Raw genomic sequence first — 13,292 nt, forward strand, 5'->3', positions numbered from 1 at the left:
ACTACACCCACACCAACTACACCCACACCAACTACACCCACACCAACTACACCCACACCAACTACACCCACACCAACAGACTTAGCTGGAAACACCCTATCCACAGCACGAGACATTGGCACTTTCAATGGCACTCAAACCTTTAACGACTTTGTGGGATCTGCTGACATTGATGACTTCCACAGCTTGAACGTCACTGTGCCCAGCGAACTCACTATCACTCTTACCGATTTGAGTGCAGATGCAGATTTGCTATTCGTTGAGGACACAAACGGCAATGGAGTGGTCGATAATAGCGACGGTTTCAACAGTTTTGAGATACTTGGTTTCTCCGGTGAACTTGGTACAACTTCTGAGAAAATTCAAGGCATTTCCGAACCCGGTAAATACTTTATTTGGGTCAAGAGTTATGAGGGCAATACAAACTACAATCTCGCAGTGACGCAGACACCCTCTGTATCGACACCAACACCAACCCCGCCAACACCAACCCCGCCAACACCAACTTCGCCAACACCCACACCAACTTCGCCAACGCCAACTCCTCCCACCCCAGTTACACCACCAGCAGGTAGCTTGCAATTTAGTGCTGCCACTTATACTGTCAACGAAGATGGAACGCCTGTCACCGCTGTGACTGTTACCCGCACAGGTAGCAGTGATGGGGCGGTTGGTGCTGTCGTTAGTCTCTCTAACGGTACAGCTAAATTTGGATCGGGCGACTACAGCACCACTCCCACAACCGTAAATTTTGCTGCGGGAGACACCGCGCCCAAAACGATTCAGGTTCCTATCCTCGACGATACTGCCTATGACCCCAATGAAACTCTGACCATGACCTTGAAAAACCCTACTGGTGGGGGAACTTTGGGGACACAGAGTAACGCAACTTTGGCAATAGTCGATAATGATACACAACCGGAATGGCTGTCTACTCTTAATTTCCATCGCACCGCAGCCGACTTGCCACCAGTCAGAGAGAACCCAACTTGGAGAGAGGGTGCTGTAGCACACTCCCGCTACGGCGTGAAAAACAACGAACTCACGCACTACGAAGAGCCAGGGAATCAGTTTTACACCCCTGAAGGTTTAAAAGCTGGTATGAACGGTAATGTAAGTAGTGGCAAAACTGATGTAGGCGCGATCGAGCGATTGATATCGATACCTTTCCACGCACTGGGAATGCTCGATCCGCGTCTGACTGAGGTTGGTTTTGGCGCTTACCGGGAAGCAGACGGCGGAATTGAGGCTGCTGCTACGCTTCCGCTTGAATACGGCAGCCTTCCCTCATCAGTGCAGTTTCCCATTATGTGGCCAGGCAACGGTCAAACAATTCCTGCTTCTATACGCAGTTTTCTCGCAGAGTATCCCGATGCGCTGACTGGCACAGGCAACCCTCCGTACACTTCTCCTGCGGGTTTGCCATTACTCTTGCAGTTGGGGAGTGGAAACGTTACTCCTAATGTTACTGCTCACTCATTCTCGCGGGGCGGCACACAACTCGCTCACGCTGTGTTTGATGAAACTAATTACGTCAATCCAAACAACGGGACGGCCCAGATTTACGGGCCTAAGTCTCAAGCCAAGAACGATCAAGAGGTGGGACGGGGTATTCTTGACTCGCGAGATGCAGTTGTATTGATTCCGCGCGATCCGTTGCTGCCTGGGGAGACTTATACTGCCTCAATTACAGCCAACGGTAAAACCTACACTTGGTCATTTACTGTCGGCCCCCAAGCAGCGATTGTCGGTACTGCGGGGAATGACACTCTCAACGGGGAAGAACTTGGTGACACTATTAGCGGTTTAGCTGGCAATGACTTACTGCAAGGAGGGAATGGCAATGATTCCCTTGACGGTGGCGACGGGAATGATGACCTCTTTGGTCAAGTTGGGAATGATACTCTACTTGGCAGTGCTGGTAACGACACACTGCAAGGACAAGAAGGTAATGATTCCCTTAATGGTGGCGACGGGAATGATAACCTCTTCGGTCAAATTGGCGATGATTTCCTTAACGGTGGCGGTGGGAATGACGCACTTTTGGGTGAAGCTGGTCGAGATACATTTATCTTTGACGGGGCAAGTGGATTGGATACTATTAATAGTTTTGTCGTAGCTGATGACAAGATTCAGGTATCTGCTAGTTTTGGGCTGAGTGTAAACCAGATTTTAACACAAGCTAACCAATTTGCCACTTTTTCTGAAATCACCCTCAGCTCAGGAAACGAAATTACCATCTTCCATGATGTTTCCTTGACAGCCGCAAACTTTACCATTATCTGAATCTAATCATCAGATAGATTTGCGATCTAGGCGATCGCCTCTCCATTTCCCAGCGCGATCGCCTTTCTCAAAAAACAGGATCTCTCCAAACTTTCCCAATCTGTAAATTAGCCATTCTCTTGTGAGGTTAACCATGAGGAATCAAAAGTTTTTCATCAGCGCGATCGCGAGTCTGATACCAGTGACAGCAGGAGCATTGTTACTGCAAACTTTATCAGTAACAACTCTCGCGCAATTATCCTTAACAGGTCACTGGTTAGAGTCAGGACAGAAACGTGGTAGCCAAAGAATGGAGGTCATTCAAAATGGTAATGTGTTAAATCTTCTTTTATCTTATCCTACGGGTGACTATACACAGCAAGCTACCCTGTCAGGCAATCAATTTCAGTTTGAATGTAAATTTAATAATCCAGGCAGTAGCACTGACTTCCACTACTCATACATAGGAAGCTTTAGCGCAGATGGAAATACAATTGATTTAACAGAGCAAGATAAGACAGGTCGAAATTCTAATAGAAAAATGAGGTTGCAGCGAACAGCAGAAGTTCAAGTAGAAGCAGCCGGAAGTCAACCCTGTTCTTCTGAATTAGCCCCGAATAATTCCTCTTCTGCGCCTATCTCACATCCTCCCAATTCTAATCCGCACAACAACTCTACACCTGGGTATAACTGGTAAGTTCAATTGAAGGCGATCGCTCTTACTAACTTTGTTATTCTCTATTAGTTAATTCTGTGGGTAATTGATGCGTCGTCTATGTGGTAATTGTCAACCGAGAAATTCTAGCACTCCTCCTTGGTTGGGAGGAAATGCACCAAATTCTGTGCCGCCAAATCCTACTCCATCAATTTCTGTACCACCAACTTCTGTGCCACCAGTTTCTAATCCTAATCCGCCAAACAACATTCCACCGGGGTATAACTGGTAAGTTGAATTGAAGGTGGAGTCGTGGATTTTTCTCGCTCTTTTATTTACAGGAAAATGAAAGAGCGATCGCTTAACCATTTCCCTGCACTTCTGCACCAACTGGCTTACTCCTGTTGTGAGGATACAAGTAGGAAATAGGAGGTATAAAAAGTAAAAAATCTGCTGTTTTTTCCTCTTTTTTCCTACTTTTTTAGCTTATAAAATTCACATCTAGGTCAAATATAGTTCTAAAAAATAAAAATATTTGGTAGTGATGCACAGTAATGGTTTAATATATTAAATCAACATAAATTTCAGAGGCAAAAGTATGGAATGTCCTAATTGCCAAAGCGATTTTTTTATTAAAAGGCGTTGGGCTAACAAACCTTTGAAAACATTTACGCTCTGCCTTGTCAGCTTTTAGAACAGCTATATTTTATCGATTTGTCGGTTGGCTGCAAGATAATGGTGACGTATTCGCCTTACACATAGCAAGTTCGATGCTCTGTTTGGGCTTGAAATTTGTTTAAGTCCCGTTAATCGCTTTATTCCTGAACTGACTAACCTCACATAGGTCTTTTCTGAATTTGCCAACAGTGTCTTCGCTATTTATACGCCTAGTAGAAATGATTGCTATCGTTCGCAATAAGCGGGTATTTTATCAGCGGGTTCTGAAGGCTATGAAACTTATACAGCAACCGCTAATGGCGATTCTTCGCCCCCAGAACCTAATTTTTTGTTCAAGTGCCATTAAGGTTAATTCCGCCATTAACCATTCGATCGAGACAACATTTCAACTGTTGGGCTAATTTTTGCACGTGAGGTTCAGCGAACATGGAGAAATGATTTCCCGGAACTTCAATAACCTCGATCGCTTGCTGGGAACATTTGCCCCAACCTAAGAATAAGTCATCGCTATGGAACTCCCGACTATCAAAATCATGCTCAATTTTATCACTAGCTCGAAACAGCGTAATTTTGTGGGGATAAACCTGGGGAACGTAATCTCGCATGGCTTGAACGTGAGATTTAAAAACCTTGTAATCGCGAATATGCTGCGTCATCTCCGTGTCGCTGACGATGAAGTTTGCCTTTCTATTCAATAACTGAAATTGCTCATCTAATGATAGCGATCGCATTTCGTCGTAAGAGACTGAAAAATCGATGCCGAACCAGTTTTTAATTGATTCAGCTAACCGGAGTAAAAATTTAGCATCATCATCCTTTGTTGGTTGAATAACTATTTCTGGCAATATAGCGTCAATTACCACTAGCAAGTCTACTTTTTGACCTTGTTTTTGTAGTTGTTGCGCCATCTCAAAAGCAACCACACCACCAAAACACCAACCTCCTAAAAGATATGGTCCTTCCGGTTGCACTGTGCGAATTTCTTGGAGGTAATAAGCTGCTGTTTCTTCTACTGACTTAGCTTCAATTTCTACGGAACTGGGAGACTGTTCCAAAGCGTAAAATGGTTGTTCTCCACCGATTTTGTCTGCCAAGTTTAGGTAAGCAAGGATGTCTCCTCCGGCGGCGTGTACGCAAAAGAAAGGAGTCCTCGAACCGGAAGAATTAAGAGCTACCAGCGGGGAACCAGAACTCAAATTTGTTGGTTGACTGACAATTTTAGCGAGTTTTTCAATTGTTGGGTTTTCAAACAAAATAGATAGGGGAAGGTTGTGTCCAAACCGCTCGTAAATTTGAGCCATTAAGCGTACAGCTAAAAAGGAGTGACCTCCCAACTCGAAGAAGTTATCTGTAACTCCAATTGAGTTAATAGCTAGAAGATTTTCCCAAATTTTTACCAAACCTAATTCGGAAATATTTCTGGGCGAAACGAAGGATTTTGTGGAGTTCGAGCGGATCAGATTATCAGTTGGAAGCGATCGCTTATCTACTTTCCCATTGGGTGTTAGCGGTATCGCATCTAACACCACAAAAGCAGACGGTATCATATAATCCGGTAGTTTCTCTTGTAAGTAACCGTGCAATTGTGAAACTAAGTTTGGTTCATCTGTTACGATGTAAGCGATCGGATGTTTATCGCCTTGTGTATCGTCGCGGATAATGACAACAGATTCTCGAATATCTGGATGTTGCAAGATCGCACTTTCAATTTCGGCCAATTCTACTCGGAAACCTCGGATTTTTACTTGTTCGTCACGGCGGCCTAAATATTCAAGATTACCGTCGTGCAAATAACGCGCTAAATCACCAGTTTTGTAAAGCTTAGTTCCCGATACAAAGGTGTTATCGATAAACCGTTCTTCAGTTAGTTCAGGACGATTCAAATAACCTTTCGCCAATCCATCGCCACCGATGTACAATTCACCGCAGACTCCCACGGTCGTTGGTTGTAAATGACGATCGAATATGTAAACTTGAGTGTTATCAATTGGATGACCGATCGGAACGCTAGTTGCTTTTTCTGGTAATAAACTTGTATCGTAGTAAGTGGCGTTGGCAGAAACTTCAGATGAACCGTAAAGGTTAATCAGTTTGGCAGATGGGAGCAATTTTGGGAACGATCGCGCTAAGTTGAGAGGTAGTGCTTCTCCACTGGTTATCCAAAGTTTCAAGTTCGACAATTTTTGGGTTAAATTACCGTAAGTATCTAGAATTAACCGCAGCAAGGAAGGAACAAGTATGACTCGCGTAACGTGATGGCGATCGAGCGTTTCTAGAAATAGTTTAGTGTCTTTGACAATTGAATCTGGGATGATAACGGTGGGAATTCCTTGGAGTAATGGAGCAAAAATTTCCCAGACTGAATCTACGAAACTAATAGCTGTTTTCTGACAACAAATCTCTTCACTTTCAAAGGGATAAGTTTTCCACAACCAGTGTAACCCATTAACTGTACCTCGGTGAGTGCCGAGAACGCCTTTGGGAGTTCCAGTCGAACCAGAAGTGTAGATTACGTAAGCAAGATTGTCACTTTTAGATGTGATAGCAGGATTTGCTTGACTTTCTCGATCGATAATTTCCCAGTCATTATCTAGACAGATCACCTGTATTTGTTGAAAGCGATCGCGTAATGATGAATGACTGATGACTAATGAAACTTGGGAATCAGAAACCATGAAAGAAAGACGATCGACTGGATAATTTGGATCGAGAGGAATGTAAGCACCGCCAGCTTTCAGGATCGCCAGAATTCCAACTATCATTTCCACCGATCGATCCAGACAAATGCCGACCAAAGTTTCGGTTGTTACTCCCAATTTTTGTAAATAATGGGCAAGTTGATTGACCTTTTGGTTGAGTTCTCCATAGGTTACTTTTTCTGACCGATCGATTAATGCTAAACTATCGGGAAAATGCTCTACTTGCCGTTCAAATAATTGATGGAGAGAGGCATCTTCCGGATAAGTCGTTCGAGTGTTATTCCACTCCAATAACAGTTGTTCTCGCTGTTTTGCAGTTAGGATTGGTAATTCAGAAATTTGGCGATCGGGATTAGCAACGATGCTTTCCAGTAAGGTTTGAAAATTGTCGATTAGTCCTGTAATTGTTGCCGCATCAAATAAGTCGGTACTGTACTCTAAAAATCCAGTTAATCCTTCTTTAGATTCACCGATTGACAGGAAAATGTCAAACTGAGATGTGCCACTATCGAACTCTAAACTACGCAAACTTAACCCAGCCATCTCTCGCTCGGAATTAGGCGTATTTTGCAGCACAAACATGACCTGAAACAAAGGATTTCGGCTTAAATCTCGATCGGGTTGCAATTCCTCTACTAGCTTCTCGAAAGGCAAATCCTGATGTGCGTAAGCGTCGAGAGTCACCCCGCGTACCCGACTCAAAAGCGTCCGAAAACTTGGGTCGCCGCTGAGGTCATTTCGCATCACCAATGTATTGACAAATAAGCCAAGTATTTGTTCGAGTTCGGCTTGATTTCGATTGGCAATTGAAGAACCTATGAGGATGTCTTCTTGCTCAGAATGGCGGTAAAGTAAAGTATTAAAAGCCGCCAGCAAAGTCATAAATAAAGTGACTTCTTCTTGCTGACTTAATTTACTTAGTGCCTCTGTTAGACTTTTGGAAAAAGTAAAGTATTGCTTTGCACCATTAAATGTGGTAATAGTAGGTCTAGAACGATCTACAGGCAATTGCAATACAGGTAAATCACCGCCTAGTTGTTGCTTCCAGTAATTGAGTTGGGTAGCGAGTATTTCACCTTGCAAGCGATCGCGCTGCCAAATTGCAAAATCTGCATACTGGATGGGAAGTTCCGGTAATGACGGAGATTGACCTGTGGAAAACGCCGCATACAGCGTTGCCAATTCCCCCGCGAACACTGATATAGACCATCCATCGGAGACGATGTGGTGCATGGTCAAAAGGAAAATATGTTCTGTTTCGCTTAGACGCAGCAAAGTTGCCCGTACCAGAGGCGCTTGGGATATATCAAAGGGTTTTTTAGCTTCCTCGATCGCTATTTTTTGAACTTCAACATCCCAATTTTTGCCCGATAAATGTTCGAGGTTGACGATCGGTAATTCCCAGGTAGATTCAGAGGCGATCGCCTGAAATGGTTGCTTATCTACTATTACAAAACTTGTCCTCCAAGCTTCGTGACGCTTCATAATTTCGTTAAGACTTTGCTTAAGCGCCGTCACATCAAGCATTCCCTTTAAATGAATCGCTGTCGGAATATTATAGAAGGAACTTCCTTGATAAAGTCGATCGATAAACCAGAGTCTTTGCTGGGAAAAAGATAAGGGAATACGATTAGAGTCCGATCGCTTAGGAATAGCATAATTTCTCAACTTCCCTGTCTTCCATTTTTCCAGAAGGGCTTTTTTGGTTGCTGATAGATTAGAGGTTGAGTTTTCCATGATTTTAATTTAACCGCAGATGAAGAATAGATGAACGCAGATATTTAAAAAGGCACGTAGTTGGGCTTTAGCCCTCTTATCCTGGGTAGTAAATGAGGTAAGCGCCTAACAACTCCAATTACGAATTTACCAGTCATACCTCATATACCTGAGAAGGGCTGTACAGACTTTTATTGACTAGCCAAAAAAGCTTCAACTTCCTCTTCAGATAATTCGGCAATTTTTTCTAGAAGAAGTTCGTCGATGGTTTCTGCTTGTTTAGCGACAGTGGATGCTTGAAGTAAAAGATCGCGCAGTGGTAGTTCGACTGGGAAGTGCGATCGCAATCGCGAAACTAATTGGGTGGCGATGAGTGAATCTCCCCCTAACTCGAAGAAATTATCGTGAATACCGACTTGTTTAATACCGAGAACTTCTTGCCACATTTCGGCAACTTGTTGTTCTAAGTCGTTAGTAGGAGGAACATACGAATTACCGAGGCTAGGTCTTAAATAGCGTGGGGAAGAATCTGTTGGCTGAGATGATTTTGTATCCGGGATTAGTTCTGCAAGTAAAGCATCAAGATCGTCTTGGTTTTGGGGATTAATGGTATAAATTCCTTCGCTGAGTTTAGCAAATTGTTCTCCTAACTTTAACGTAATTACATTTTGACCTTTTTGTTCCAATTTATTAAGTAATTGGGAACCTGCACCAGATTCATCAACAAACACTAACCATCGATCTTTTTGGTCGGATGTTGTTGAGTTGTTACTCCCAGATAAGGATGGCGATTTGGCATCGATCCAGTAACGTTGGCGCTCGAAAGGATAGGTGGGTAGGGGGAGACGATGACGCGATTCGTGGGTATAAAACCCAGACCAATCTATCTTTACACCTGCCATCCAAAGCCGACCTAATGCGTTTAATAATAGGGCAACATCGGATTGTTGTTCTTGAGGATGGCGTAAGGAAGTTAGCACGAGATGTTTGGCATCAGGTTCTAAATGCCGCTTAGTTAACGAGGTTAAAGTCCGTCCCGGCCCAACTTCTAAAAATATTGCTTCCGGCTGTTTCAACAACTCGGAAATTCCCGCAGAAAATCTCACTGTTTGGCGCAGATGTTTGCTCCAATAGCTGGGATTTGTGGCTTCATTTTCTGTAATCCAGGTGCCAGTTACGTTGGAAATAAAGGGAATTTGGGGCGAATTCAGCTTCACTTTTTTAATAGCAAGTGCAAACTGTTCCACAATCGGTTGCATCATCTCAGAATGAAAGGCATGAGATGTCTGTAGGAGGCGACAGTCTATAGCTTGAGAATTTAACTGATTTTGCAATGTTTCAATCGCTTCTGTCGAGCCTGAAACGACGCACGAGGATGGCGCGTTAATTGCTGCCAAAGAAAGTTCTTTGCCCAAAAATGGCTGAACCTCTTGTTCTGGAAGTGGCACGGCGAGCATACTTCCAGAGGGCAATTGCTGCATCAATTTACCTCTAATTGCTACTAGAAATAAGGCATCTTCTAGGGATAAAACACCTGCTAAAGTAGCAGCTACATATTCGCCAATACTGTGTCCAATTAGCGCTACGGGATTCACTCCCCATTGTATCCACAACTTGGCGATCGCGTATTCAACAACAAACATAGCGGGTTGGGTAATTGCAGTTTGTTGTAATTGCTGAGAAGCTTCTGCGGTTTGTGCTTCGCTGGGATAGAGAATTGAACGCAGATCGATACCTAAATGAGGTTTGAGAATTTCCGAACAAATATCTATTTGTTCTCTAAATGTCGGCTCAACTTCGTAAAGTTCTCGCCCCATATTTACATATTGTGCGCCTTGTCCAGAAAACATGAATACGATCGGACGGTGAGAGGGCTTTTGGTAGTGCGTAAAAACTCGTTGCGTATCTACATTAGTTAGCGCATTCAGGGCATCTTCAATATCGTGACAAACTACCATTCGGCGATGTTCAAAAGTCCGACGACCGACTTGCAATGTGTAGGCAACATCAGTAATATTTAAGTCTGGATGCTGTTGTAAATGTTTGGCTAAATTCGCAGTTGCAGTTTCTAATGCTGTATTGGTTTTTGCTGAGAGTAGCAATAACTGCCAAGGACGTGAGGAACTAGAAGCTTCAAGGGCAGGAGTTTCTTCTAAAATTATATGAGCATTTGTTCCGCCAATTCCGAAAGAACTGACTCCTGCACGACGCGGATTTCCGTTAGTTTTCCATTCCGACAACGTAGTATTAACGTAAAAGGGACTGTTGGCAAAATCTATCTGAGGATTGGGTTCTTGGAAATGCAAACTGGCAGGTATTTGTTTGTGTTTAAGTGCTTGAATAGTTTTGATTAAACCTGTTATACCAGCCGCCGTATTCAAATGCCCGACATTAGTTTTAACCGAAGCGATCGCACAAAAATTATTCCGATCGGTGTTGGTACGAAAAGCTTGGTTTAAAGCTTCAATTTCGATCGGATCTCCCAAGGAAGTTCCCGTTCCATGCGCCTCAATATAACTAATAGTTTCGGACTCCACTCCAGCTAAAGCAAGTGCTTCTAAAATCACCTCCCTTTGACCTTCTACACTGGGGGCTGTGTAACCAACTTTTAAAGAACCGTCGTTATTAATTGCGGAACCTTTAATGACTGCATGAATACAATCCCCGTCAGCTATAGCATCTTCTAATCGTTTCAATACGACAATACCCAAACCGCTACCAAAAATAGTTCCTTGAGCATTTGCATCGAAAGCTCGGCAATGTCCATCAGGAGAGTTTATTCCTCCTTCTTGATAGCGATAACCTGTGTTTTGTGGCAATTGAATTGAAACACCACCAGCTAACACAATATCGCTTTCACCATTCAGCAAACTTTGGCAAGCTAAGTGAACTGCAACTAATGAGGTAGAACAGGTGGTTTGAATGTTAATGCTCGGCCCTTTAAGGTTTAATTTGTAAGAAGTTTGCGTGGTTATGTGGTCTTTATCATTTCCAATTAACACTTGGAACGGATCGATTGATTCTATTAAATCTCGATTGGGATATAGATTGTAAAATAAGTAACTACTCAGAGTTACACCCGCAAACAAACCGATTTGACCGGGGTAAGTATCTGAATTGTAGCCAGAATTTTCTAGCGCTTCCCAAGCACATTCTAGGAACAGACGTTGCTGGGGATCTGCTATTTCAGCTTCTCTAGGTGTAAAGCCGAAAAATGCCGCGTCAAATAGTTCTATATCTTCCAGTACGGAGCCTGCTTTGACATATTTGGGGTCATTGAATACGGCTGTATCTGTACCTGTAGATATGAGTTCTTCATCTGTGAAAAAAGAAATTGATTCTACGCCATCTCGTAAGTTTTGCCAAAAGATTTCGACATCTTTTGCACCGGGAAAACGACCTGCCATCCCGACGATCGCGATTTCATCTTTGCCATCAAAACGATTTAATTCACTTAGATTATTCATGAGAATACTCAACCATTTATTTTTAACTTTATTCTCGTTTCCAGGTAGAACCTGGAAACGAGGTGCGGGAGGTTCTACCTCCAAGGCGTGCTGCGAGTTATGCTACATTCTCAGCAGTTTCTAGAGAATTAGACATCGAAATCTCTAAAGCAATCTCGATCTGGTCGTTTAAAACTGCATCGATATCATCTTCAGTGGTAAGTGGATTAGCAATCACCGCCCGCAATGCTACCATCGGAATTTCTTTTCCAGAACAGATCGTGGTTTTAGTTGTCCGCGAAATAAAAGTACGACCTGCTTGGCGCTGGGCTTTTTGAAGTTGTTCGTTAAATCGATCGATTAACTGATTTTCACTTTCATTTAACTGATTTTTAGCCGCACTCTCTCGCAATGACTCCGGTATATAACGGTAAATTAAAAGGTTAATATCCGGTTGTGCTAACAACTCAAATTCAGGTAGACTGCGGATGCGCTCGGCCATATATTGAGTTTTACGAATTCCTTCATCAATCAAAAATTCATATCCTTTCACTCCAATTAAGTTTAGCCCAGCATGAAGGAATAATGCCATTCCCGGTCGAGAACCTTCCAAAGCGCGTTTACCTAAATCGAATGAACCTTTACGCATGGTATAACTGGCATTTTTTTCGATCGCTTGTGCTATGCTCGGATCGCGCAAAAAGACCATCCCAATACCCATTGGCAAGTACATTTGTTTATGTCCATCAATCGTCACCGAATCAGCGCGTTCGATCCCAACAATTTTATTTCGATGTTGTTGGGAAAAAATCAGTGGCCCACCCCAAGCTGCATCGACGTGGAAATGAACTTTCGCTTCTTTTGCAATCTCCGCCATATCGGAAAGACAATCGACTCCACCTGAGTCTGTAGTGCCAGCAATGCCCACGATCGCGATAATATGCTTGTTTTGGTTGCGACAATCTGCAACGGCTTGACGAAGCGCTGAGATATTAATTCGATTGTTGCGATCGCTCTTAATTTTAATCAAACCTCGCGTACCGATACCTAACAAGTCGGCGGCTTTTTCAAACGAGTAGTGCATTAAATCCGACCCGATTACTACCGCACCTTTGTAGCCATAATAATCTAAGGCGGCTGTTAAACCTTCCTTTTCTATACCGGGAAAGTCATCTTTTGGCCCTAAAGAAGTATTTCTGGCACACCAAAGTGCGGTGATATTCGCTGTAGTACCTCCAGAAAGCAAAATTCCTAATGTACTCTCGCTGTTTTGAATATGCTGGGCGTAAAAGCGATCGCCAAAGTTGTAAATCAGTTGATGAATCATCGCCAAAGCTTGACGTTCATAAGGACTGAAAGCTTTAGCAGTTTCTATTTTTACGGCGTTTTGATTCATCGCCGTCATCAGTTTAGCTAGAGGCTGCACGAAATGGGGAAGTGCGGCAGTCATGTGACCGATAAATCGCGGCGATGATGTGTGAATTGAATGGCTAATTACGTTGCTGGATAAATATTCCAGGTAGCTTTCAAAATTAGCGGGCTCAATGGGAATTTTAGGATCGCAAAAGTTTTGTGTTAACGCTTGAAAATCAATATCGCTGTTGGTTTTGATGTTGGCTAAGAAATCGCGAGTTACAGCGTTAATTTGCATCTCGATCGTTTCTTCTATAGAGGCAGTAAGCGTGGATGGAGCAAATAGTTCGATCGTTTTTTGTTTGACATTGTATTGGCTCGTGTTTTCGGTGTCAAAGGAGGTTTTGAGTTTCAGCATTTTTTGTTGGTTTAGCATCATTTTTTCCTACTTAATTTGGGTTGAAAGCTATTGGAAATTCG

At 43.1% G+C, this 13,292-nt stretch carries 7 protein-coding genes; 2 read left to right on the top strand and 5 right to left on the bottom strand.

Features of this window, described 5'->3' with window-relative positions:
- A partial coding sequence (locus QUA56_RS14620; protein WP_333358721.1) for a Calx-beta domain-containing protein occupies positions 1 to 2,286 on the top strand: 2,286 nt, incomplete at its 5' end.
- Positions 2,287 to 2,295: 9 nt separating this feature from the next.
- On the opposite strand, the gene QUA56_RS14625 is transcribed toward QUA56_RS14620, so the two are convergent.
- The gene (locus tag QUA56_RS14625) at positions 2,296 to 2,421 is read right to left on the bottom strand and encodes a hypothetical protein (RefSeq protein ID WP_333358723.1); all 126 of its coding nucleotides are present in this window, start codon (positions 2,419 to 2,421) and stop codon (positions 2,296 to 2,298) included.
- Here QUA56_RS14625 and QUA56_RS14630 point away from each other — a divergent pair.
- Complete coding sequence (locus QUA56_RS14630; protein WP_333358725.1) at positions 2,420 to 2,962, top strand: hypothetical protein; 543 nt, start codon at positions 2,420 to 2,422, stop codon at positions 2,960 to 2,962. The two genes, QUA56_RS14625 and QUA56_RS14630, sit on opposite strands and share 2 nt — an antisense overlap.
- Positions 2,963 to 3,052: 90 nt before the next feature.
- Here QUA56_RS14630 and QUA56_RS14635 read toward each other — a convergent pair whose 3' ends face one another.
- The 4 genes from QUA56_RS14635 to panP all read right to left on the bottom strand — a co-directional run bounded on the left by QUA56_RS14635 (position 3,053) and on the right by panP (position 13,251).
- Positions 3,053 to 3,310: a hypothetical protein gene (locus QUA56_RS14635; RefSeq protein ID WP_333358727.1), complete on the bottom strand. Its 258-nt coding sequence runs from the start codon at positions 3,308 to 3,310 to the stop codon at positions 3,053 to 3,055.
- Positions 3,311 to 3,930: 620 nt separating this feature from the next.
- Positions 3,931 to 8,034: an amino acid adenylation domain-containing protein gene (locus tag QUA56_RS14640; protein ID WP_333358729.1), complete on the bottom strand. Its 4,104-nt coding sequence runs from the start codon at positions 8,032 to 8,034 to the stop codon at positions 3,931 to 3,933.
- A 170-nt stretch (positions 8,035 to 8,204) separates the two neighbouring features.
- Positions 8,205 to 11,480 (bottom strand): beta-ketoacyl synthase N-terminal-like domain-containing protein, encoded by a 3,276-nt coding sequence (locus QUA56_RS14645; protein WP_333358731.1) that lies wholly within the window; start codon positions 11,478 to 11,480, stop codon positions 8,205 to 8,207.
- Between the two features lie 97 nt (positions 11,481 to 11,577).
- Positions 11,578 to 13,251, bottom strand: coding sequence for a pyridoxal-dependent aspartate 1-decarboxylase PanP (gene panP / locus QUA56_RS14650; protein ID WP_333358732.1), 1,674 nt, complete (start codon positions 13,249 to 13,251; stop codon positions 11,578 to 11,580).
- Between the last annotated feature and the right edge of the window lie 41 nt (positions 13,252 to 13,292).

The organism is Microcoleus sp. N3A4 (genome assembly GCF_036701805.1).
Taxonomy (GTDB): domain Bacteria; phylum Cyanobacteriota; class Cyanobacteriia; order Cyanobacteriales; family Microcoleaceae; genus Microcoleus.

Excerpts from the sequence above, each read along its gene's own strand:
- QUA56_RS14640 (WP_333358729.1), bottom strand. The coding sequence starts at position 8,034 with ATGGAAAACTCAACCTCTAATCTATCAGCAACCAAAAAAGCCCTTCTG.
- panP (WP_333358732.1), bottom strand. The coding sequence starts at position 13,251 with ATGATGCTAAACCAACAAAAAATGCTGAAACTCAAAACCTCCTTTGAC.
- QUA56_RS14625 (WP_333358723.1), bottom strand. The coding sequence starts at position 2,421 with ATGGTTAACCTCACAAGAGAATGGCTAATTTACAGATTGGGAAAGTTT.
- QUA56_RS14645 (WP_333358731.1), bottom strand. The coding sequence starts at position 11,480 with ATGAATAATCTAAGTGAATTAAATCGTTTTGATGGCAAAGATGAAATC.
- QUA56_RS14630 (WP_333358725.1), top strand. The coding sequence starts at position 2,420 with ATGAGGAATCAAAAGTTTTTCATCAGCGCGATCGCGAGTCTGATACCA.